Source organism: Streptomyces sp. NPDC026522, assembly GCF_055567555.1.
In genome coordinates this window covers 493,903-516,146 of the sequence record NZ_JBVHQF010000005.1, presented here as the reverse complement: position 1 = coordinate 516,146, position 22,244 = coordinate 493,903, and the positions used below count along the sequence as shown (strand labels likewise).

Sequence of the window (22,244 nt, the reverse complement as noted above, 5' to 3'; positions counted from 1 at the left end):
GGGCCGACCCGTGCGGCCCGGCCACGAGGGGCCGGCCGGGCCGCACGGCGTCGTCGGGCTGTCAGTGGTCGGCCGGGGTCCAGAAGTCGAGCAGGGTGCCCACACCGTGCTCCAGGGACTTCCAGGTACCGGTGAAGGAGACGACGGCGAGGGCGGAGGTGGGGAAGCCGCTGCGGCTCATCCGCTGGAGCGCGTCCCCCTGGGCCGTGCCGGACAGGGCGTCGGCGAGGGCGTGCATCCCGGGGTTGTGGCCGATGACCAGGAGGTCGGCCACCTCGTCGGGGGTCTCGTTCAGCAGGGCGATGAGCTCGCCCAGCGAGGCGTCGTAGAGCCGCTCCTCGTACGCGGTCCGCGGCCGGTGCGGCAGCTCCTGGACGGCGAGCTTCCAGGTCTCGCGGGTCCGGGCGGCCGTCGAGCAGAGGGCCAGGTCGAAGCCGATGCCCGTCCGGGCGAGCTTGCGGCCGGCAGCCGGGGCGTCGTGCCGGCCGCGTTCCGCCAGCGGGCGTTCGTGGTCTGTACCGTCCGACCATTCGGCCTTGGCGTGCCGGAGGAGGACGATCCTGCGGGGTGTGTCGGCGCTCATGGATCCCAGCTTCGCATGAAACGAGCCATGGGGCGCGGGGTGTTGAGGGGTTCGCGGCCGGGACACGACGCCTGCCTGCGCCCCCCCGCACGCCCCGGCGTACGCCGGTCAGCCGACCGCGCGCAGCAGCTGCGCGGTGACGTGGAGCAGCGAGGGGCCGCCCCCGCTCGCCGCGTGCGCCTCACCGGATCCGGCCAGGAGCAGCAGCAGGAGGCAGAAGGCGAGCGCGGGCAGTGCCAGCGCCCACCAGTGCAGCCGGGCGTTGGCTCCCGTACCCGGTCCGAGGGAGCGCCGGCGGGTACCGGACGGCGTGTGCGTGGGGGCCGACATGGCCGCCTCCGTGGGTGTGCGGGTGGGACTGGCTCGCGGTGTCGAATCTATTGATCCGGCGCCGCGGCTCCCATCCGGGGCACACCCCAGTTCACCCTGAGCCTGACCCCCTAGGGGTACGGGGGCTGGCCCTACCTTCCGCCCCTCGCGGGGCGGGGAGTCACGGGGAGGCGATCGTGGCGATGACAGCGATGATGACGGTCACGACGAGCATCGCGCCGAGCACGAGGCCGAGCTTGCGGTGGCCGTTCTGGGGGTTCGGTTCGAGTACGGGCGACATGCCGGTCAGTCTCCCATGCCGCATTCGTCCTCGATCGTGCGGTCCCGTCCGGCGAGCACGCCGAGCACGATCTGGGGGACCAGCAGCCCGGCCATCAGGGCCAGGGGCAGGCCCCAGCCGCCGCTGTGCTGGTAGAGGGCGCCGATGAGCAGCGGGCCGGGGATGGAGATCAGGTAGCCGACGCTCTGCGCGAAGGCGGAGAGCTTGACGACCCCGGCCGACGACTTGGCCCGCAGTCCGATCATGGTGATGACCAGCGGGAAGGCGCAGTTGGAGACGCCGAGCAGGAGCGCCCAGGCCCAGGCCCCGGCGGCCGGGGCGAACCAGAGGCCCGCGTACCCGAGGAGGCCGAAGAGGCCGAGGGTGACGGCAATGGGGCCCTGGTGGCGCATCCGCCCGGCGAGGCGGGGGATGACGAAGGCGAGCGGGACGCCCATGAACATGGTGACGGCGAGCAGTACGCCGGCCGTGGAGGCGGAGACGCCGGCGTCGCGGAAGATCTGCGCGAGCCAGCCCATGGTGACGTAGGCGCCGGTGGCCTGGAGGCCGAAGTAGCAGGCCAGCGCCCAGGCGGTGCGGCTGCGCACGACGCGCGGGCCGGTGTCGGTGCCGCTCCCGGCGGGGGTGGCGGCCCGGGCGGCCCGGCGGCTCGCGACGGCGATGGGCAGCCAGGGCAGGACGGCGGCCACGGCGAGGACGGCCCAGACCAGCAGTCCGGTGCGCCAGCTGCCACCGAGGGCGGAGGTGAGCGGGACGGTCGCGGCGGCGGCGAGGGAGGTGCCGGCGGCCAGGGACATGGAGTACAGGCCGGTCATGGCGGCGACGCGGTCCGGGAACCAGCGCTTGATGATCACCGGGAGCAGCACGTTGGTCAGGGCTATGCCGGCCAGGGTCAGGGCGCTGGCCGCGAGGAACCCGGCGGCGTTGGTCGCGAAGGGCCGGATCAGCAGGCCCGTGGCGACGGCGGCCATGCCGGCGCAGACGACCGCGGCCGGTCCGAAGCGGCGGGAGAGGCGGGGCGCGGTGACGCCGAAGACGGCGAAGCAGAGGGCGGGGACCGAGGTGATGAGTCCGGCGACGGTGCCGCTCATCCCGAGACCGGTACGGGTCTCCTCGAAGAGGGCGCCGAGGCTGGTGATGGCGGGCCGCAGGTTGAGGGCGGCGATCACGATGCCGACGATGAGTACGGGTCCGAGCCAGGCCGGCTCGGGGGTGGCGGAGGCGGCGAGGGGCTGCGGGGGCGCCGAGCGGGTGGCTCCGGGCCGGTTCATGGTCTGGACTTCATCCTCGGACATTGCTCCATCATAGAATCATGGGATGATTGGTTGTCCAGCCCCGCTCCCCCACGCTTCGCCCGCGTGCCCCGAGAGGACCCCGACCGCATGCCGCTGACCTCGCCCCGGCGATCCGCGCTCGTCGACCAAGTGATCGCCCAGCTCAGGAACCAGATCACCTCGGGTGAGTGGCCCGTGGGCGCCCGCATCCCCACCGAGCCCGAACTGGTCGAGCTGCTGGGCGTCGCCCGCAACACGGTGCGCGAAGCCGTCCGGGCCCTCGCCCACAACGGCCTGCTCGACATCCGCCAGGGTTCGGGCACGTACGTGCTCGCCACCAGCGAGCTGGCCGGGGTGATGCACCGGCGCTTCGCCGCGGCGGACCCCCGGCACATCGCGGAACTGCGCTCGACGCTGGAGTCCTCGGCGGCCCGGCTGGCGGCCCAGCGCCGTACCGAGCGGGACCTCGCCCAGCTGGACGCGCTGCTGGCCCGGCGCGAGGAGGCCTGGCACAGCGGGGACGCCGAGCTGTTCGTCGCGGCGGACGTCAGTCTGCACATGGCGGTGGTGGCGGCCTCGCACAACGAGGTGCTGGTCGGCCTGTACGCGGACCTGGGCGACCTGGTGGCCGACTGGCTGCGCGCGGACGTCGGCCCGGAACTTACTGCGCGGACGCACCTGGACCACGGCCGGCTGGTCGAGGCGATCCGGCGCGGGGACGCGGACACGGCCGCGTCGGAGGCGGCGGGCTACCCGTTCGCCTGCCTGCGCGAGCGGTAGCCGTCAGCTCAGCCGCGCTCGTGGCTCACCCACGCCGAGCGGACCTCCTTCCAGCAGCGGCCGCTGAGCTCGACCCGGCCGGCCGGCCCCACGGCGACGGCCGCGCCGTCCCCGTCGATGTCCCACCACCGGTCGCACTCCACGTGCAGCCGCACCAGGTCGGTCCGCGGGAAGCTGTTGTGGCAGTACGCCGTCACCTGCGAGGCCTCGATCACGGTGTCGCAGTCGGCCCCGAACAGCTCCCGGCCGGGCGGCTCGGTCGGCACGGGCGGCTCGGCGGGGATCTCGGCCAGGTCCACGACGGCCACGTCCGGGGAGCCGAGTCCTTCCGCGGCCGGGCCCCCGGCGGCCGGGGCCCCGGGCACGGGCTCGCCGCGCGCGGGCTGTGCGACGGCTCCCGGGATCAGGAGGGCGGCCAGCGCCACGGGGGTGACCAGCAGTGACACCGCTCGGCTCGGCCTCACGCCCACGCCCGTACCTCCTCCCCGAAGGACCCGGGAAAGTCCCGGCCCGGTCAGTTTGCAGGCACATGTCCCGGTTTTCGACTCGGGAAGATCCGGCCAGACGACGAACATCCGGTCGAACGCCCCCACGCAGCCGTGCCCCGGGGGCCGAAACGGCGGTGGGCGCGCCTCCCCGGAGGGAAGCGCGGCCACCGCCGTACGGATGTACGGAGCCGACGCGGAGGTCAGGCGCCCATGGCGTGCAGGCCGCCGTCCACGTGGACGATCTCGCCGGTGGTCTTCGGGAACCAGTCGGACAGCAGGGCGACGACGCCCTTGCCCGCCGGCTCCGGGTCGCTCATGTCCCACTCCAGCATCGAGCGGGAGTTCCACACGTCCGCCAGCTCCGAGAAGCCCGGGATGGACTTCGCGGCCATCGAGCCGATCGGACCGGCCGAGACCAGGTTGCAGCGGATGTTCTCCTTGCCCAGGTCACGGGCGAGGTAGCGGCTGGTGGCCTCCAGCGCGGCCTTGGCCGGACCCATCCAGTCGTACTGCGGCCAGGCGTACTGCGCGTCGAAGGTCAGGCCCACGACGGCCGCGCCCTCCGCCGGGAACAGCGGCTTGCACGCCATGGTCAGCGACTTCAGCGAGAACGCCGAGACGTGCATGGCCGTCGCGACCGACTCGAACGGGGTGTTCAGGAAGTTGCCGCCCAGGGCGTCCTGCGGCGCGAAACCGATGGAGTGGACGACCCCGTCCAGGCCGCCGAGCTCGTCACGGACGAGCTGCTCCAGACGGGCCAGGTGCTCGTCGTTGGTGACGTCGAGCTCGATCACCTTCACGGGCTTGGGCAGCTTCTTGGCGATGCGCTCGGTCAGCGAGGGGCGCGGCCACGCGGTGAGGATGACCTCGGCGCCCTGCTCCTGGGCCAGCTTGGCGGCGTGGAAGGCGATGGACGACTCCATCAGCACCCCCGTGACGAGGATGCGCTTGCCTTCGAGAATTCCACTCATGGTGATCAGTGACCCATGCCCAATCCGCCGTCTACGGGAATGACGGCTCCGGTGATGTACGCGGCGTTGTCGGACGCCAGGAAGCTCACGACCTGCGCGATCTCCTCGGGCTGCGCGTAGCGGCCGAGGGGCACCTGCTGCATGATGACCGCGCGCTGCTCGTCCGTGAGCACCTTCGTCATGTCGGTGTCCACGAAACCGGGGGCGACGACGTTGAAGGTGATGTTGCGGGAACCGAGCTCACGGGCGAGCGAGCGGGCGAAGCCGACCAGAGCGGCCTTCGAGGCGGCGTAGTTCGCCTGACCCGCGGCGCCGAGCAGGCCGACGACCGAGGAGATCAGGACGACGCGGCCCTTCTTGGCGCGCAGCATCCCGCGGTTGGCCCGCTTCACGACCCGGAACGTGCCGGTGAGGTTGGTGTCGACGACCGACGCGAAGTCCTCCTCGGACATCCGCATGAGCAGCGTGTCCTTGGTGATGCCGGCGTTGGCCACCAGCACCTCGACCGCGCCGTGCTTGTCCTCGATCTCCTTGTAGGCCTGCTCCACCTGCTCCGAGTCGGTGATGTCGCAGCGGACCGCCAGGACGCCCAGGGAGGTGAGCTCCTGCGGCGGCTCGCCGGACCGGTACGTGATCGCGACCTTGTCGCCCGCCTCCGCGAAGACTCGGGCGATGGCGAGGCCGATGCCCCGGTTTCCTCCGGTGACGAGAACCGAGCGGCTCAACGGATCACCCTTTCGCTTAGCTGTGTGATGAACAAAAACCTATCGGTCCCGGCTCGGATAAGGAGAATCGGGGCCCCACAGGGCCTTGCCGCGGCCTCTGTCGAGTCTCTACAGAAAGAAGTGTGCACAACGGCCCCGGGCGCGACATGATCGGGGCGACCGGCCCCGACCCCGGGAGGAATTCCGTGCCCCATTCCATCGACGCGGCTTTCACCGCGCTGCCCTTGCGGGCGCTCGCTGACGCGGCGCTCGCGCGGGCGCGCGCGCTGGGCTCCGACCACGCCGACTTCCGGCTGGAGCGGATCCGCAGCGCCTCCTGGCGGCTGCGCGACGCCAAGCCCTCCGGCAGCTCCGACACCACCGACCTCGGCTACGCGGTGCGCGTGGTGCACGGCGGCAGTTGGGGCTTCGCCTCCGGCGTGGACCTGACCATGGACGCCGCCGCCAAGGTGGCCTCGCAGGCCGTCGCGATGGCCAAGCTGTCGGCGCAGGTGCTCAAGGCCGCGGGTTCCGACGAGCGGGTCGAGCTCGCCGCGGAGCCGGTGCACGCCGACCGGACCTGGATCTCCGCCTACGACGTGAACCCCTTCGACGTGCCGGACGCGGAGAAGGCGGCCCTGCTGGCCGAGTGGAGCGCGCAGCTGCTGGCCGCCGACGGCGTGACGCACGTGGACGCGTCGCTGCTCGCCGTGCACGAGAACAAGTTCTACGCCGACACCTCCGGCACCTCCACCACCCAGCAGCGGGTACGGATCCACCCGCAGCTCACCGCGGTCGCCGTCGACGCCGCCACCGGCGAGTTCGACTCGATGCGCACCATCGCCCCGCCGGCCGGGCGCGGCTGGGAGTACCTGACGGGCACCGGCTGGGACTGGGACTCCGAGCTGGAGCAGATCCCCGGTCTGCTCGCGGAGAAGATGCGGGCGCCCGGTGTGCAGGCCGGCCGCTACGACCTGGTCGTGGACCCGTCGAACCTGTGGCTGACCATCCACGAGTCGATCGGGCACGCCACCGAGCTGGACCGGGCGCTGGGGTACGAGGCGGCGTACGCGGGGACCTCCTTCGCCACCTTCGACCAGCTGGGCGAGCTCAGGTACGGCTCCTCGATCATGAACGTGACCGGTGACCGCACGGCGGAGCACGGCCTGGCCACCATCGGCTACGACGACGAGGGCGTCGAGGCGCAGAGCTGGGACCTGGTCAAGGACGGCACCCTGGTCGGCTACCAGCTGGACCGCCGGATCGCGAAGCTGACCGGGCTCGGGCGCTCCAACGGCTGCGCGTTCGCCGATTCGCCCGGCCACGTGCCGGTGCAGCGGATGGCGAACGTGTCGCTCCGGCCGGATCCGGGCGGCCTGTCCACGGAGGACCTGATCGGCGGGGTGGAGCGCGGGATCTACGTGGTCGGCGACCGCTCCTGGTCGATCGACATGCAGCGCTACAACTTCCAGTTCACCGGGCAGCGGTTCTTCCGCATCGAGAACGGCCGGCTGGCCGGGCAGCTGCGTGACGTGGCGTACCAGGCCACGACCACCGAGTTCTGGGGCTCGATGGAGAAGGTCGGCGGCCCGCAGACGTACGTGCTGGGCGGCGCCTTCAACTGCGGGAAGGCGCAGCCGGGACAGGTCGCGTCCGTGTCCCACGGCTGCCCGTCCGCGCTGTTCCGTGACGTGAACATCCTGAACACGACCCAGGAGGCCGGACGCTGATGTCGGTTCGTACGAAGCCCCACGAGATCGTCGAGCGGGCCCTGGAGCTGTCCACCGCCGACGGCTGCGTCGTCATCGCCGACGAGGAGTCGACGGCCAACCTGCGCTGGGCGGGCAACGCGCTCACCACCAACGGCGTCACCCGCGGCCGGACCCTGACGGTCATCGCCACGGTCGACGGCAAGGAGGGCACGGCCTCGGGGGTCGTGTCGCGCTCCGCCGTCACCGCGGACGACCTGGAGCCGCTGGTGCGGGCCGCCGAGGCGGCCGCACGCAACGCCGGACCGGCCGAGGACGCCCAGCCCCTGATCACCGGCACCCCGGCCGCGCCGGACTTCACCGACGCCCCCGCCGAGACCTCCTCGGCGGTGTTCGCGGACTTCGCCCCGGCCCTCGGCGAGGCCTTCGCCCGGGCCCGCGCGGGCGGCCGGGAGCTGTACGGCTTCGCCAACCACGAGCTGGTCTCCACGTACGTCGGCACCTCGACGGGGCTGCGGCTGCGCCACGACCAGCCGAACGGCACGCTGGAGCTGAACGCGAAGTCGCCGGACCGCCAGCGCTCGGCCTGGGCGGGCCGCGCCACGCGGGACTTCAAGGACGTGGACCCGACCGCGCTGGACGCGGAGCTGGCCGTACGCCTCGGCTGGGCGGAGCGCCGCTTCGACCTGCCGGCCGGGCGGTACGAGACGCTGCTGCCGCCGACGGCCGTGGCGGACCTGCTGATCTACCAGATGTGGTCGGCGGCGGCCCGGGACGCGGTGGAGGGCCGGACGGTCTTCTCCAAGCCCGGCGGCGGCACCCGGATCGGGGAGAAGCTGTCCGGGCTGCCGCTGACGCTGCGCAGCGACCCGCACGCGGCGGGCCTGGAGTCCGCGCCGTTCGTGATCGCGCACAGTTCCGGCGACGACGCCTCGGTGTTCGACAACGGCCTGCCGGTCCCGGCGACGGAGTGGATCAGCGGCGGGGAGCTCGCCCGCCTGACCACGACCCGGCACAGCGCGGACCTGACGGGGCTCCCGCTCTCCCCCGGCTTCGGGAACCTGATCCTGGAGGGGGGCGGGGAGAAGTCGCTGGAGGAGATGGTGGCCGGCACCGGCCACCAGGGGCGCGGCCTGCTGCTGACCTGCCTCTGGTACATCCGCGAGGTCGACCCGGCGACGCTGCTGCTCACGGGGCTGACCCGGGACGGCGTGTACCTGGTGGAGAACGGCGAGGTCATCGGCGAGGTCAACAACTTCCGGTTCAACGAGTCCCCCGTGGACCTGCTGTCGCGGGCCACGGAGGCCGGCCGGACCGAGAAGACCCTGCCGCGCGAGTGGAGCGACTGGTTCACCCGCACCGCGATGCCGGCCCTTCGGATCCCGGACTTCAACATGAGCTCGGTCAGCAAGGGCGTCTGATCAGCGAGGGCGTCTGAGGGGTCGGCTCCGCCCGCCTAGACTGGCGGGGATACCCCTCAGCACCTCTTTTCACCTCGTTCAAGGAGAGTCACGACCGTGACGGACATCGTCGACGAACTGAAGTGGCGCGGGCTGTTCGCCCAGTCCACCGACGAAGAAGCGCTGCGCAAGGCGTTCGCGGACGGTCCTGTCACGTTCTATTGCGGCTACGACCCCACCGCGGCCTCGCTGCACGTGGGTCACCTGGTGCAGGTGCTGACCATGCGCCGGCTCCAGCTGGCGGGCAACCGGCCGCTGGCGCTGGTCGGCGGGGCCACCGGCCAGATCGGCGACCCGCGCCCGACCGCCGAGCGCACCCTGAACGACCCGGCGGTCATCGCGGAGTGGGTGAACCGGCTGCGCTCGCAGATCGAGCCGTTCCTCTCCTTCGAGGGCGAGCACGCGGCGGTCCTGGTCAACAACCTGGACTGGACGGCGGGCATGTCCGCCATCGAGTTCCTGCGGGACATCGGCAAGCACTTCCGCGTCAACAAGATGCTGACGAAGGACTCGGTCGCCAAGCGGCTGGAGTCCGACCAGGGCATCAGCTACACGGAGTTCAGCTACCAGCTGCTCCAGGGGATGGACTTCCTGGAGCTGTACCGGCGCCACGGCTGCGTCCTCCAGCAGGGCGGCTCCGACCAGTGGGGCAACCTGACGGCCGGCCTCGACCTGATCCACCGGGTCGAGCCGGACGCGCAGGTGCACGCGATGGCGACCCCGCTGATGGTCAAGGCGGACGGCACCAAGTTCGGCAAGACCGAGGGCGGGGCCGTCTGGCTGGATCCGGAGATGACCACCCCGTACGCGTTCTACCAGTTCTGGCTGAACGTGGATGACCGGGACATCTCGGGCTACATGCGGATCCTCTCCTTCAAGTCCCGCGAGGAGCTCGAAGAGCTGGAGAAGCAGACCGCCGAGCGGCCGCAGGCGCGCGCCGCGCAGCGGGCGCTGGCGGAGGAGCTGACGACGCTGGTGCACGGCGCCGGCCAGTGCGCCGCCGTGATCGCCGCCTCGAAGGCGCTGTTCGGCCAGGGCGAGCTGGCGGACCTTGACCCCTCGACGCTGGCCGCGGCCCTGTCGGAGCTGCCGCACGCCCGGGTGGCCGAGCTCGTCCCGGTCGTGGACCTGCTCGCGGAGACGGGCCTGGTCGCCAGCAAGTCCGCGGCCCGGCGGACGGTGAAGGAGGGCGGCGCCTACGTGAACAACGTGAAGGTGACCGCCGAGGACGCGGTCCCGGCGCGGGAGGAGCTGCTGCACGGACGCTGGCTCGTGCTGCGGCGCGGGAAGAAGAACCTGGCGGCGGTCGAGGTCACGGGCTGACCCCACGGCGCGCGCGGAGGGGCCGGTACGGACGTCTGTCCGGCCGGCCCCTTCGCCATGGCCCGGACGGACGGGGGCGCCTGGGGGGTCAGGTCGTCTGCCGCCGCCGGTCGCCCTTGAGCGCCATGTAGACCATGTCGCCGAGTCCGACGATGAGGACGGCTCCGGCGAGCTGGAGCAGGTGGCGGATCCAGTCGATGCCCTTGGTGTCGTGGACACCGATCCACGTGGCCACGGCGTTGCCCAGGACGCCTCCGATGATGCCGAAGATCACGGTCAGCCAGATCGGCTGGTGCTGCTTGCCCGGCAGGATGGCCCTGGCAATCAGCCCCAGCACCAAACCGACGATGATCGCCCACAACCAATGCATGTCGAGCCTCCTCGTGGCGCGTTGTGCGCAGGTGCGGCCAGTCTCGGGCCGCCCCGCCCGGGCCGCATTCCCGGTAGCGCCATTCGGGCGGCACCCCCTCTCCTCGCCCTGGTGGCGGCGGCGTACGGTGGAGATGTCCGGGCCGGGAGCGCCCGGCGGGTGGAGCAGGTGGTGGAAAGTGGAACGGTCGAAGCGGAACGGGGCCGAGGTCTTCCGGATCACCGGAGCGCGGATGGGCCTCAGTGAGGACGTGCGCGGCCGGCAGCGCCGGTACGTGATCTCGATGACGATCAGGACCCTGTCGGTCATCGCGACCGTTCTCCTGTGGAACGTGGAGCGTCATGTGGCGATCGTGACGCTGGTGGCGGGGGCCCTGCTGCCGTACGTCGCGGTGGTCATCGCCAACGCGGGGCGCGAGTCGGCGCCCTCGCTGCCCTCGCACTTCGTGCCCGCCCCTGTGCACCCGGCGCTGGAGGCGGGAAACCTCAAGAAAACCTCAGATCAATCATGAAGTTCCGGTGCACCGCACCGGGTCCTGCGTGACATACTGCCTACGCGCTCCGCATCCCCCGTCGGAGCGACGGACCGACGCCGGGCAGCTCCCCCCGTGGCTGCTCGGCGTCGCCCTTCCGTTTGTAGGGTTGAGGCTGTGAACTCCCCTGATACGGACACCAGCGCTCCCGGCACCGATCCCACCTGCTCCGCCAAGGGCTGCCGCGCCGCGGCGGTCTGGGTCCTGGCGTGGAACAACCCGAAGCTGCACGCGCCGGAGCGCCGCAAGACGTGGCTGGCGTGCGCGGAGCACCGCGAGCACCTCTCGCAGTTCCTCGGCGTGCGCGGGTTCCTCAAGGACGTCGTGAAGCTGGAGGAGTGGGTCCAGCCGGAGGGCTCGGAGCGCGAGCGCTAGAGGACGACCGGAGATCCGCTGGAGAACGGGACGAGGCCCCGTCCGGTCGCCGGACGGGGCCTCGTGGCACAGCTCGGCGGTCAGCCGCCGATCGCCGACATCGGGCGGTCGGGCTGCAGGAAGCTCGGGTCGTCGAGGCCGGAGCCGGCCTTCTTGCCCCACATCGCCACCTTCCACAGACGGGCGATCTCCTCGTCCGGGGCGCCCGAGCGCAGCGCGGCCCGCAGGTCCGACTCCTCGGTGGCGAAGAGGCACGTACGGACCTGACCGTCGGCCGTGAGGCGGGTGCGGTCGCAGGCGCCGCAGAACGGGCGGGTGACGGAGGCGATGACCCCGACGGTGGCCGGACCGCCGTCCACGAGCCAGCGCTCGGCGGGGGCGGAGCCGCGCTCGTCGGCGCCTTCCTCGGTGAGGGTGAAGCGGGTGCGCAGCGAAGCGAGGATGTCACCGGCGGTGATCATGCCGTCGCGCTTCCAGCCGTGCTGCGCGTCGAGCGGCATCTGCTCGATGAAGCGCAGCTCGTAGGCGTTCTCCACGGCCCAGGCGAGCAGGTCGGGGGCCTCGTCGTCGTTCAGCCCGGGCATCAGCACCGCATTGACCTTCACGGGGGTGAGACCGGCCGCGCGGGCGGCGGCCATCCCGTCGATGACGTCGTGGTGGCGGTCGCGGCGGGTGAGGGTCTTGAACACCTCGGGCCGCAGGGTGTCCAGCGAAACGTTCACTCGGTCCAGGCCGGCGGCCTTGAGCGCCTGTGCGGTGCGCTTGAGGCCGATGCCGTTGGTGGTGAGCGACATCCTGGGCCGCGGCTCCAGGGCCGCGCAGCGCTCGACGATGCCGACCAGGCCGGGGCGCAGCAGCGGTTCGCCGCCGGTGAAGCGGACCTCGGTGATGCCGAGCCGGGTGACGGCGATGCGGATCAGCCGGACGATCTCGTCGTCGCTGAGCAGGTCCGTCTTCTGCAGCCACTGCAGGCCTTCTTCGGGCATGCAGTAGGTGCAGCGCAAATTGCACCGGTCGGTGAGTGAGACGCGCAGGTCAGTGGCCACGCGGCCGTACGTGTCGAGAAGCACTGTGGGCCCCCTCCCCTGTCCGGTTCATAGAGGTCGCGCAGCTCGGATGAGACATGTGTGCGCTGCTTTCGAGCCTACGCGACGCCTGTGACTTGTTGTGGTGCCCGATTGAACGAGACGCGGCGTGGCCGTGTCGTAGGGAACTACGACACGGCCACGACGGGTGTTCGGAGTATTTCAGTGTGCGCCTGTTCCCGTCAGTGAGCGGACCTCAAGCTCCGCGAACTTCCGGGGGTCGGCCTGCTCCTTGGACAGGAGGGTTCCCAGCCAGCCCAGGAGGAAGCCCAGCGGGATGGAGATGATGCCGGGGTTCTCCAGCGGGAACCAGTAGAAGTCGGCGTCCTTGAACATCGAGGTGGGCTTGCCGGAGACCACGGGCGAGAACAGCACCAGGACGACCGAGGAGACCAGGCCGCCGTAGATGGACCAGAGCGCGCCCCGGGTGGTGAAGCGCTTCCAGAACAGGCTGTAGAGGATCGTCGGCAGGTTGGCGGAGGCGGCGACGGCGAAGGCGAGCGCGACCAGGCCGGCCACGTTGAGGTCGCGGGCGAGGGCGCCGAGTCCGATGGCCACGGCGCCGATCACGACGGTGGACCAGCGGGCCGCCCGGACCTCCTCCTTCTCCGTGGCCTTGCCCTTGCGGATGACGTTCACGTAGATGTCGTGCGCGAAGGACGAGGAGGACGCGAGGGTCAGGCCCGCGACCACCGCGAGGATGGTGGCGAAGGCGACCGCGGAGATCACGGCGAGCAGGACGGCGCCGCCGGTGGTGCCGGGACCGCCGCCGACTTCCTGGGCGAGCAGCGGGGCCGCGGTGTTGCCCGCCTTGTTGGAGGCGAGGATGTCGGCCCGCTTCAGCAGGGCGGCGGCGCCGAAGCCGAGGGCGATCGTCATCAGGTAGAAGGCGCCGATGATGCCGATGGCCCAGTTCACGGACTTACGGGCGGCCTTCGCGGTGGGCACGGTGTAGAAGCGGATCAGGATGTGGGGCAGGCCGGCGGTACCCAGCACGAGGGCGATGCCGAGGGAGATGAAGTCCAGCTTCGTGATCCCGTCCTTGCCGTACTTCAGGCCGGGCTCCAGGAACTTGGCGCCCTGGCCGCTGTTCTCGGCGGCCTTGCCCAGCAGTTCGGAGATGTTGAAGTGGAACTTCAGCAGTACCAGGAAGGTGACCAGCAGGGCACCCGCGATGAGCAGGACGGCCTTGACCATCTGGACCCACGTGGTGCCCTTCATGCCGCCGATGGTCACGTAGAGGATCATCAGGACGCCGACCAGGGCGACGACGGCCACCTTGCCGCCGTCGCTGGTGATGCCCAGGAGCAGCGAGACCAGGACGCCGGCGCCGGCCATCTGGGCGAGCAGGTAGAAGATCGAGACCACGATGGTGGAGGTGCCCGCGGCGGTACGGACGGGCCGCTGGCGCATCCGGTAGGCGAGGACGTCACCCATCGTGTACCGGCCGGAGTTGCGCAGCGGCTCGGCGACGAGCAGCAGGGCCACCAGCCAGGCGACGAGGAAGCCGATGGAGTAGAGGAAGCCGTCGTAGCCGAACAGGGCGATGGCCCCGGCGATGCCGAGGAAGGACGCGGCGGACATGTAGTCGCCGGAGATGGCCAGGCCGTTCTGGAAGCCGGTGAACTGGCGGCCGCCGGCGTAGAAGTCGGCGGCGTCCTTGGTCTGGCGGCCCGCCCAGATGGTGATCACCAGGGTGGCGACGACGAACAGCCCGAACAGGGTGATGATCAGCGGGCGGTGCTCGGTGGCACCGGCGGCGACGGTCAGGTGCAATGGAGCGCTCATTCGCCGGCCTCCATCCGGGCCTTGATGGCGGCGGCCTGGGGGTCGAGCTGGGTGGCGGCGTGCCGCGAGTAGAACCAGGCGATGAGGAAGGTCGTCGCGAACTGGGCGAGGCCGAGTACGAGGGCGACGTTGATGTTGCCGAAGAGTTTGGTCCCCATGAAGCCGCCCGCGTAGTTCGAGAGCAGGACGTACAGCAGGTACCAGGCGATGAACGCGACGGTGAGCGGGAAGGCGAAGGAGCGGTGGGACCGGCGCAGTTCGGCGAACTCAGGGCTCTGCTGGACGCGTTCGAACTCTTCGGCCGTGCGGCCCGCCGGAAGTGGTTCCACGCCGCCGGGCGGCTGCGCTGCTGCTTGGGTTGTCACCGGGGGCTCTCCTTGTGACGCGGGTGCGAGGGGGTGGGTACGGACAAGACGACCTCCGTGTGGGGGGGGTAACGCCGGTCCCCCTGACAACGGCACGGCTCGCGCGACGGGACGGTTCAACGGGTTCCGTTTCTTCGGCCGTTTCCCCGGCCGGGCTTCTCCGTCGTGCCGCTCCGTCGGCTTCTTCGTCCTGATTCCTCGAACTGATGGCGCAAAGACGAAGGGCGGCACTAGGTTCGCCTGTCATGAACCCGTCGCCCTGCGCGATCGCGCGGGGACGGATCTTTCCCGGATGATGTGGAGAACCCATGGCTCAGCTGGGGTCACGATCCCCCAAGAGGCACGTCCGTCTCGCCATACCGGTCGGTCTGGCGCTCACCGCCTCCCTCGCCTTCCTGCCCTCGGTCGCGGCCTCCGCCGCACCGCTCGGCACGACCGCGGGCGCGGCGGCCGCCGCGAAGCCCGACACCTCGGGCCCCAAGCTGTCGTACGTGGCGAACCTCAACACCTACGCGACCGTGACGGCGGCCGAGAAGGCCGTCGAACGGGCCGGCGGCACGGTGGTGGCGTCGTACGAGCAGATCGGGGTGATCGTCGCCCACTCGCAGAACCCCGACTTCGCCAAGCAGCTCCGCGCCCAGCGCGGTCTGTTCGTATCGGTCGGCGCCACCCGCACGGCCCCCCTCGCGACGGTGCAGACCACCGAGGAGGGCACCACGCAGCGCCTGAGCGCGGCGGAGGCGGCCAAGGCTGCGGCGTCGGCGCAGGCCGGTCAGGAGCCGCTGGAGCCCAACCAGTGGGACCTGCGGGCGATCAAGGCCGATCAGGCGCAGGCGGTCAACGCCGGCAGCCCGGACGTCACGGTGGGCGTCATCGACACGGGTGTCGACGACACCCACCCGGATCTCGCCGCGAACTTCTCCAAGAGCCAGTCGGCCAACTGCGTCGGCGGCGTCGCCGACACCACGGACGGCGCCTGGCGCCCGTACCCGGACGGCAGCGACCACGGCACCCACGTGGCCGGCACCATCGCGGCCGCCCGCAACGGCATCGGCGTCACCGGCATCGCACCGGGCGCGAAGGTAGCCGCGATCAAGGTGAGCGAGCCCGGGTCCAGCCTCTTCTACACCGAAGCGGTCGTCTGCGGCTTCGTGTTCGCCGCCGAGAAGGGGATCGAGGTGACCAACAACAGCTACTACGTCGACCCCTGGTACTTCAACTGCAAGTCGGACGACGACCAGAAGGCGCTGGTGGAGGCCCTCGGCCGGGCGAGCAAGTACGCGGAGCGCAAGGGCGTGCTCAACGTGGCCGCCGCGGGCAACGAGAACTGGGACCTGGCGTCCCACTCGATCGTGGACGACACGAGCCCGGACGACGGGACCCCCACGCCGCGCACGATCGACCCGCACGACTGCCTGGACCTGCCGACGCAGCTGCCGGGCGTGGTCTCCGTCTCCGCCACCGGGGTCAAGGGCCTGCGCTCCTACTACTCCAGCTACGGCCTCGGCGTCATCGACGTGGCGGCGCCCGGCGGGGACAAGTGGCAGCTGCCGGACACCCCGGACGCCAACGGCCGGGTGCTGTCCACCCTCCCGGGCGGCGGCTACGGCTACAAGCAGGGCACCTCGATGGCCTCCCCGCACGTCGCCGGCGTCGCGGCCCTGCTCAAGAGCGCCCACCCCTCGGCCACGCCCGCCCAGCTCCAGGCGATGCTCAAGGCCCAGGCCACGAAGACGGCCTGCCCGGACAAGATCTACGACAACGCGGGCGCGCTGATCGACGCCACCACCTGCCAGAGCAAGTGGGGCCAGACCGGTTACTACGGCTACGGCGTGGTCGACGCGCTCAAGGCCGTCAAGTAACCCGGCCCTGAGGCCGCGCAACGCGGGCGGGGGCCGGCCCGGGGCAGTGTGCCCCGGCCGGCCCCCGCGGGCCGTTCCCGGCTGGTCAGAATCAGGGCGTGATCATCACCTTGAGTGCGCTGCGGTCGTCCATCGCGCGGTAGCCGGCCGGCACCTCGTCGAGGGTGACCGTCCGGTCGAAGACGGGCGCCGGGTCGATCGCGCCGCTCAGCACGTCCGCCAGCAGCTCCGGGATGTACGCCCGGACCGGGGCGACGCCCCCGCGCAGGGTGAGGTTGCGGTCGAACATCACGCTGAGGTCCAGGCCGGTGCCGCTGCCGTGCGGGACGCCGACGTAACCGATGGCCCCGCCGTCGCGGGCGATGTTCACGGCGGTGCGCATGGACTCCTCGGTGCCGACGGCCTCGATGACGCAGTGGGCGCCCTGGCCGCCGGTGAGCTCGCGGACGGCCGCCTCGGCGGCCTCGCCGCGCTCGGCGACGATGTCGGTGGCGCCGAACAGCTTCGCGATGTCCGTACGGACGGCGTGCCGGCCCATGGCGATGATCCGCTCGGCGCCGAGCCGCTTGGCGGCGAGGACGCCGCACAGGCCGACCGCGCCGTCACCGACGACGGCGACGGTGGAGCCCTTGCGGACGCCCGCGCCCACGGCTGCGTGGTGGCCGGTGCCCATGACGTCGGACAGCGCGAGCAGCGCGGTCAGCAGGTGCTCGTCGGAGGCGGCGTCGGCGGGCAGCTTCACCAGGGTGCCGTCGGCGTGCGGCACCCGCACCGCCTCGCCCTGGCCTCCGTCGTAGCCGACCGAGCCCCAGAACCCGCCGTGCACGCAGGAGGTGTACAGGCCCTCGGAGCAGTAGTCGCAGGTGCCGTCGGACCACATGAAGGGGGCCACGACGAGGTCCCCGGCGCGCAGGCCGGACACGGCGGAGCCGGTCTCCTCGACGATGCCGAGGAACTCGTGGCCGATGCGCTGGCCGGGCCGGCGCGCGGCCTCGCCGCGGTAGGCCCACAGGTCGCTGCCGCAGATGCAGGCACGCAGGACGCGGACGACGGCGTCCTCGGGGCGCTGGATCGCAGCGTCGGGCACCTCCTCCACGCGGATGTCGTGCGGGGCGTGGATGACGGTGGCACGCATGGTGGTGCAGCCCTCCGGATCGGGTGTGGTTCAGTCTTGTATGACTGACCCACCGTACGCCTGCCGGGAGGCGAGCGCGCCCGTGGCCAGCAGGTACTGGGCCGCGAGGTACGTGGCCATGATCCAGAAGTCCGGCCGGGGCGGCTGCGGCCACTCGGCGACGCCCGTGGCGATGAGCGTGTCGGAGAGCAGGAACAGCGCACCGCCGATCGCCGCGCGCCTCCCGAGGGCGCCGGAGCGGTAGGCCATCGCGGTGAGCAGCAGGCTGTACCCGGCTACCGGTACCCGCAGCCCGGCCGGGAGGTCGTTCCAGAGCAGCGCGACCGTGGCGACGAGCGCGGTGGCGTACGCGCCCCCGAGCGCGGGGTGCGTCCTGCCCCTGCCGAAGAGCAGGAGGTAGCAGACGTGCCCGGCGGCGAAGGAGCCCATGCCGATGAGGAAGGCGGCGGGGGCGCCGAAGAGCAGCGCCAGGTCGCCGCCCCAGCCGAAGAGCAGGGCCGCCACCAGCAGGCGCGGCGCGCGGCGGGTGCCGCCGTGGCGCCGGGAGCAGACGTAGGCGACGAGCAGCGGCATCAGCAGCGGCTTGGCGAGGACGTGCCCGAGGTGCCAGCCGGCGAGCAGCGAGGTGAGGTCGGCCGCCCCGGCGGCGGCGAACGCGGCGAGCAGCGTCCGCCCGGCGGTGTCGACCGGTACGGGGCGGGCCCAGGAGGGCGTACGGGACTCGGTGGCGCTCACGCGGCCTGCTCCGCCGGGGCCTTGGCGGGCCCGGCGGCCGGGGCGGGCTGCCAGCCGGGGCCGCGGAAGACCCGTCCGGCGCGCTCGCGCCAGGTGCGGGCGCCGCGCAGGTCCCGGGCGATGGCGGCGTATTCGTGCGTCGCCACCCGCAGCGGGTTGTAGGTGTCGATGTTCTTGGTCAGCCCGAAGACGGGCTTGTCGCCCTCGCCCACCCAGGAGCCGAACATCCGGTCCCAGACGATCAGGATCCCGCCGAAGTTGCGGTCCAGGTAGCCGCCTTGGGAGGCGTGGTGGACCCGGTGGTGGGAGGGGGTGTTGAAGACGTACTCGACCGGTCGGGGCAGCTTCCCGATGCGCTCGGTGTGGATCCAGAACTGATAGGCGAGGTTGACGGAGTAGCAGAAGGCGATGGCCGCGGGGTGCACGCCGAGGGCGATCATCGGCAGGTAGAACGGCCAGGAGGTGGCGCTGGTCCACGGCTGGCGCAGGGCGGTGGTGAGGTTGAACTTGCGGCTGCTGTGGTGGACGACGTGGCAGGCCCACAGGATCCGGATGACGTGGTGCCCGCGGTGCTGCCAGTAGTAGAAGAAGTCCTGCGCGAGCAGCATGAGGGGCACGGTCCACCACAGGACGGGCACCCGCAGCGGCGTCAGCTCGTAGACCGCGGTGTAGACCGCGAGGATCGGGATCTTCCAGAGGAAGTCGAAGACGAGACTGCCCAGGCCCATCCCGATGCTGGTGACGGCGTCCTTGGTCTCGTATCCGGCGGCGTCCTCGTCGGGATGGATCCGGTAGCTCACCAGCTCCACGACGGTGAGCAGCACGAAGGCGGGTATGGACCACAGCACGACATCGGGCAGGTTCGGCATGCCCGCACCATAGAGGCGCCTCCGGGGCTGCCGCTAGAGGTTGTTACCGATCGGTATCCGACCGGGTTACCCGGGGTACCCCGCATACTGGTCGGTCGGGGCGGGGAGGCCGTGTGACCGGGTTCGAGGCAGTTCTCTTACGGGTGGCGGGTACGGCGGCGAGCGCGCTGGTGAAGTCGCTCCTGACGCGCGCCCCGGGAGCGGGCCTGACGCCCGACCCGGCCGCACCTTCGGCGCGCTGGCGGCGGCCCGCCGAACTGGGCGACGCCGAGATGCGGACGCTGGCGGCCGGACTGGCCGCCCGCCTGGACGGGGCGGCGGCGGGACTGCCCGGCCACGAACGCCTGGCTGCCCTGGACGCGGTCGCCGACTCCTTCGCCGCGCTGGGGCCGCTGGACCTGGAGGCGCTCTTCGCCGTGGACCTGGACCCGGCGGCGCTGGCCGCGGCCCTGCCCCCGCCCCCACGGGGCCTGAGCGAGCGGGCGGAGGCCCTCTACCGGCGGCTGGCCGCCCTGTGCTGCCTCCACGTGGTGGAGTACGCCACCACCCTCCCGGCCTTCGGGCCCCACGCCCAGCTGGAACTGATCCGCCGCACCGGCCGGCTGGAGCGCGTCGTGCGGCAGCCGGCGGAGCCGGCCGGGTACCCGGACGCGAAGCAGCTCCGCTTCGAGCAGCAGTACACCCAGTACATCGCCGAAGCCCACGGCCGGCTCCAGCTCTACGGCCTGACGCTCGGCCAGGACCGCCAGGAGTGGCCGCTGGACCTGGCGTACATCAGCCTCGCGGTGACCGGCGACCCGCTGCCGGAGGAGCCGGGCTCGCACCGGACCACCGTCGAGGCGGAGCGGGCGATCGCGGGCTCGGACCGGGTGCTGCTGCGCGGGCCGGCCGGTTCCGGCAAGTCGACGCTGGTCCAGTGGCTGGCACTGAACGCGGCGCGCCAGAGCTTCTGGCGCCGGCCGGCCCACTGGAACACGCTGGTCCCCTTCGTCCTGCGGCTGCGTTCCTTCCACGCCTCCGAGGCGCTGCCCGTCCCCGAGGACTGGCTCCGGGCCTCCGGCGTACCGCTGACCGCGCCGCCCGGCTGGACCGAGGGCCTCCTGGCGAGCGGCCGGGCCCTGGTGCTGGTGGACGGGGTGGACGAGGTGCCCCAGCGGCTGCGCACTCGGACCGAGGCCTGGCTGCGCTCGCTGATCGCGGCCTTTCCGAAGGCGCGTTACGTCGTGACCACCCGTCCGTCCGCGGTGCCGGAGGACTGGCTCAGGGGACAGGGCTTCGCCCCGCTGTCGCTGGTGTCGATGGAGCGGGACGACGTACGGGCGTTCATCACGCACTGGCACGACTCGGCGCGCGAGGAGTGCGGCTCCGCCGAGGAGCGGTCGCAGCTCGACACCTTCGAGCGGACGCTGATCCAGTCGGTGGGCTCCCGCCGCGATCTCGGGCGGCTGGCGACGAACCCGCTGATGTGCGCGCTGCTGTGCGCCCTGAACCGGGACCGGCGGATGCAGCTGCCGCGCGCCCGCAAGGAGCTGTACGACGCGGCGCTGGACATGCTGCTGGTCCGCCGCGACACCGAACGGGACATAGCGGGGGTCGAGGGCGTCTACCTCAGCCGGGACGAGCAGACGGCGCTGCTCCAGCGGCTGGCGTACTGGCTCATCCGCAACGGGCAGGTGGAGGCGGCCCGGGACGAGGTCGTGCTGATGCTCGACGAATGGCTCGACGCGATGCCCCAGGTACGGGCGCAGGGCAGCACCGAGCGCGTGTTCAGGCACCTGCTCATCCGCAGCGGGCTGCTGCGCGAGCCCGTGCCCGGTGCCGTGCACTTCGTGCACCGCACCTTCCAGGATTACCTGGGCGCCAAGGCCGCGGTGGAGTCCCGGGACTTCGGCGTACTGATCCGCAACGCCCACGAGGACGCCTGGGACGACGTGGTCCGGATGGCCGTCGGCCACGCCCGGCCCGACGAACGCGCGCGCCTGCTCACCCAGTTGCTGCGGCGCGCGGACAAGGTGAAGCGGGACCGCAGTCGGCTGGTACTGCTGGCTGCGGCCTGCCTGGAGCACGCGCCCGAGCTGGATCCGCAGGTACGCGCCGAGGTGCAGGCGCGCACGGCGCGGCTGTTGCCGCCGCACAGCACGGCCCAGGCGGAGGAACTGGCCAAGGCGGGCGAGCTGGTGCTGGAGCTGCTGCCGGAGCCGGTGGACCTCAGCGAGGAGGAGGCCGCGGCGACCGTGCGGACGGCCGCGCTGATCGGCGGGGACCGGGCGCTCCAGGTGATCGCCGGATTCCGGCGCGACGACCGCTACGAGGTGGGCCACGAGCTGTCCGAGTCCTGGGGCCGCTTCCCCACCGGGGACTACGCGGACGCGGTCCTGGCGGGCGCCTCCATGCGGGCCGCCCACTTGCACATCCGCACGCCGGAGCAGCTCCGGGCCTTTCGCGGGCTGCCGAACGTCCGCCGGGTGCACCTCACCTGGAACGGGCAGCTGCCCCCGGAGATCACCGGCCGGCGGGACCTGCAATGGCTGGTCGTGCAGCACAATTCGGAGCTGCGGGACCTGGCGGCCCTCGGCGGACACCGCGCGCTGGAACACTTCGGGGTCTTCGACTGTCCGCGGCTGACCGGGATCGAGCCGATCGGTGAGCTGACGCCGGAGAGCCTGGCCTTCGGGTACGTGCCGGACGGGCTGTCGCTGGCCCCGCTCGCCGGGATCCCGGCCCTGCGGTCGCTGGTGATCGGCTTCGAGCCGAAGGAACGGAACATCGGGGACGTCCCCGCGGCGCCAGGGCTGGTGAAGCTCACCCTCTGGCAGGGCGCCCGGGGCCTCTCGCTCGACGGGCTGGAGCGCTGGACCGCGGTGCACGACCTCACCGTCGCGGGCGAGCGGCAGTACGAGCAGCTGGCGAGACGGCAGCCGCTGACCGGCCTGACCTCGCTCCAGATCCGGCACACCGTGTCGGTGGACCTCGGGGTGCTCGCCCCGTACCGCAGGCTGACCGAGCTGATGCTGCTGCGCTGCGGCTTCCCCGGCGGCCTGGGGCCGCTGGTGGACCTCCCGGGGCTCCGCCGGCTGCGGCTCGTGGAGTGCGCCGGTGTCGTGGACCTCTCCCCGCTGGCCGGGCTGCACTGGCTGCGGATCGAGCTGGACCGGAGGTCCGCCTTCACCGGCGCCGAGCTGATCGCGCCGGAGCGGCTCGTCCACATCGGCTGAGCCGCTCCGGC

22 protein-coding genes are annotated in these 22,244 nt (G+C 71.9%); 8 read left to right on the top strand and 14 right to left on the bottom strand.

All coding sequences use genetic code 11. The features are described 5' to 3' along the window. Positions 1-61 precede the first annotated feature (61 nt). The 4 genes from ACZ4M3_RS16425 to ACZ4M3_RS16410 all read right to left on the bottom strand — a co-directional run bounded on the left by ACZ4M3_RS16425 (position 62) and on the right by ACZ4M3_RS16410 (position 2,488). Positions 62-583, bottom strand: coding sequence for a SixA phosphatase family protein (locus ACZ4M3_RS16425; RefSeq protein WP_467733047.1), 522 nt, complete (start codon positions 581-583; stop codon positions 62-64). A 108-nt stretch (positions 584-691) separates the two neighbouring features. After that, a complete protein-coding gene (locus tag ACZ4M3_RS16420; protein ID WP_467733045.1) occupies positions 692-913 on the bottom strand; it encodes a hypothetical protein in 222 nt (73 codons plus the stop codon). 160 nt (positions 914-1,073) lie between these two features. Continuing rightward, positions 1,074-1,193 (bottom strand): SGM_5486 family transporter-associated protein, encoded by a 120-nt coding sequence (locus tag ACZ4M3_RS16415; protein ID WP_467733043.1) that lies wholly within the window; start codon positions 1,191-1,193, stop codon positions 1,074-1,076. Between the two features lie 5 nt (positions 1,194-1,198). Beyond that, positions 1,199-2,488: a CynX/NimT family MFS transporter gene (locus ACZ4M3_RS16410; RefSeq protein ID WP_467733041.1), complete on the bottom strand. Its 1,290-nt coding sequence runs from the start codon at positions 2,486-2,488 to the stop codon at positions 1,199-1,201. 87 nt (positions 2,489-2,575) lie between these two features. Between ACZ4M3_RS16410 and ACZ4M3_RS16405 the strand changes: the two genes are divergently transcribed. Further along, complete coding sequence (locus ACZ4M3_RS16405; protein WP_467733133.1) at positions 2,576-3,247, top strand: FadR/GntR family transcriptional regulator; 672 nt, start codon at positions 2,576-2,578, stop codon at positions 3,245-3,247. Positions 3,248-3,255: 8 nt separating this feature from the next. Here the strand turns inward: ACZ4M3_RS16405 and ACZ4M3_RS16400 are convergent, their stop codons facing one another. The 3 genes from ACZ4M3_RS16400 to fabG form a co-directional block, all read right to left on the bottom strand. Next, positions 3,256-3,711 carry a hypothetical protein gene (locus ACZ4M3_RS16400; protein WP_467733040.1) on the bottom strand — a complete coding sequence of 152 codons (456 nt, stop codon included), beginning with the start codon at positions 3,709-3,711 and terminating at the stop codon, positions 3,256-3,258. Between the two features lie 224 nt (positions 3,712-3,935). Then, on the bottom strand, positions 3,936-4,706 hold the full coding sequence (fabI, locus tag ACZ4M3_RS16395) for an enoyl-ACP reductase FabI (protein WP_467733038.1): 771 nt from the start codon (positions 4,704-4,706) through the stop codon (positions 3,936-3,938). Between the two features lie 5 nt (positions 4,707-4,711). Continuing rightward, positions 4,712-5,431: a 3-oxoacyl-[acyl-carrier-protein] reductase gene (fabG, locus tag ACZ4M3_RS16390; RefSeq protein ID WP_453357642.1), complete on the bottom strand. Its 720-nt coding sequence runs from the start codon at positions 5,429-5,431 to the stop codon at positions 4,712-4,714. 185 nt (positions 5,432-5,616) lie between these two features. Here fabG and ACZ4M3_RS16385 point away from each other — a divergent pair, with 185 nt between their 5' ends. The 3 genes from ACZ4M3_RS16385 to tyrS all read left to right on the top strand — a co-directional run bounded on the left by ACZ4M3_RS16385 (position 5,617) and on the right by tyrS (position 9,902). Next, complete coding sequence (locus ACZ4M3_RS16385) at positions 5,617-7,140, top strand: TldD/PmbA family protein (protein ID WP_467733036.1); 1,524 nt, start codon at positions 5,617-5,619, stop codon at positions 7,138-7,140. Next, entirely contained in the window at positions 7,140-8,540 is a 1,401-nt protein-coding gene (locus ACZ4M3_RS16380) for a metallopeptidase TldD-related protein (protein ID WP_467733034.1), read from the top strand. Before ACZ4M3_RS16385 ends, ACZ4M3_RS16380 begins: the two co-directional genes overlap by 1 nt. A gap of 96 nt (positions 8,541-8,636) precedes the next feature. After that, on the top strand, positions 8,637-9,902 hold the full coding sequence (gene tyrS, locus ACZ4M3_RS16375) for a tyrosine--tRNA ligase (protein ID WP_467733032.1): 1,266 nt from the start codon (positions 8,637-8,639) through the stop codon (positions 9,900-9,902). Positions 9,903-9,990: 88 nt separating this feature from the next. Here the strand turns inward: tyrS and ACZ4M3_RS16370 are convergent, their stop codons facing one another. After that, a complete protein-coding gene (locus ACZ4M3_RS16370) occupies positions 9,991-10,272 on the bottom strand; it encodes a GlsB/YeaQ/YmgE family stress response membrane protein (protein ID WP_467733030.1) in 282 nt (93 codons plus the stop codon). A 133-nt stretch (positions 10,273-10,405) separates the two neighbouring features. Here ACZ4M3_RS16370 and ACZ4M3_RS16365 point away from each other — a divergent pair, with 133 nt between their 5' ends. Continuing rightward, on the top strand, positions 10,406-10,783 hold the full coding sequence (locus ACZ4M3_RS16365) for a DUF3099 domain-containing protein (RefSeq protein WP_467733028.1): 378 nt from the start codon (positions 10,406-10,408) through the stop codon (positions 10,781-10,783). Positions 10,784-10,921: 138 nt separating this feature from the next. Next, on the top strand, positions 10,922-11,179 hold the full coding sequence (locus ACZ4M3_RS16360) for a hypothetical protein (protein WP_467733026.1): 258 nt from the start codon (positions 10,922-10,924) through the stop codon (positions 11,177-11,179). A gap of 80 nt (positions 11,180-11,259) precedes the next feature. Here the strand turns inward: ACZ4M3_RS16360 and moaA are convergent, their stop codons facing one another. The 3 genes from moaA to ACZ4M3_RS16345 form a co-directional block, all read right to left on the bottom strand. Beyond that, positions 11,260-12,249, bottom strand: a complete 990-nt coding sequence (gene moaA, locus ACZ4M3_RS16355) for a GTP 3',8-cyclase MoaA (RefSeq protein ID WP_467733024.1) — start codon at positions 12,247-12,249, stop codon at positions 11,260-11,262. Positions 12,250-12,426: 177 nt separating this feature from the next. Continuing rightward, complete coding sequence (locus tag ACZ4M3_RS16350) at positions 12,427-14,052, bottom strand: solute symporter family protein (protein WP_467733022.1); 1,626 nt, start codon at positions 14,050-14,052, stop codon at positions 12,427-12,429. Further along, positions 14,049-14,417, bottom strand: coding sequence for a DUF485 domain-containing protein (locus tag ACZ4M3_RS16345; RefSeq protein WP_467733020.1), 369 nt, complete (start codon positions 14,415-14,417; stop codon positions 14,049-14,051). Before ACZ4M3_RS16345 ends, ACZ4M3_RS16350 begins: the two co-directional genes overlap by 4 nt. A gap of 308 nt (positions 14,418-14,725) precedes the next feature. Here ACZ4M3_RS16345 and ACZ4M3_RS16340 point away from each other — a divergent pair, with 308 nt between their 5' ends. Next, the gene (locus ACZ4M3_RS16340) at positions 14,726-16,279 is read left to right on the top strand and encodes a S8 family peptidase (RefSeq protein ID WP_467733018.1); all 1,554 of its coding nucleotides are present in this window, start codon (positions 14,726-14,728) and stop codon (positions 16,277-16,279) included. Between the two features lie 91 nt (positions 16,280-16,370). Here ACZ4M3_RS16340 and ACZ4M3_RS16335 read toward each other — a convergent pair whose 3' ends face one another. The 3 genes from ACZ4M3_RS16335 to ACZ4M3_RS16325 are packed head-to-tail and all read right to left on the bottom strand — an operon-like array spanning position 16,371 to position 19,018. After that, complete coding sequence (locus ACZ4M3_RS16335) at positions 16,371-17,414, bottom strand: zinc-dependent alcohol dehydrogenase family protein (RefSeq protein ID WP_467733016.1); 1,044 nt, start codon at positions 17,412-17,414, stop codon at positions 16,371-16,373. 30 nt (positions 17,415-17,444) lie between these two features. Next, positions 17,445-18,149 (bottom strand): lysoplasmalogenase, encoded by a 705-nt coding sequence (locus ACZ4M3_RS16330; protein ID WP_467733014.1) that lies wholly within the window; start codon positions 18,147-18,149, stop codon positions 17,445-17,447. Beyond that, complete coding sequence (locus ACZ4M3_RS16325) at positions 18,146-19,018, bottom strand: sterol desaturase family protein (protein WP_467733012.1); 873 nt, start codon at positions 19,016-19,018, stop codon at positions 18,146-18,148. The genes ACZ4M3_RS16330 and ACZ4M3_RS16325 overlap by 4 nt, the downstream gene beginning before the upstream one ends. 113 nt (positions 19,019-19,131) lie before the next feature. On the opposite strand from ACZ4M3_RS16325, the gene ACZ4M3_RS16320 reads away from it, so the two are divergent. Then, positions 19,132-22,233: an NACHT domain-containing protein gene (locus ACZ4M3_RS16320; RefSeq protein WP_467733010.1), complete on the top strand. Its 3,102-nt coding sequence runs from the start codon at positions 19,132-19,134 to the stop codon at positions 22,231-22,233. The last annotated feature ends 11 nt before the right edge of the window (positions 22,234-22,244 follow it).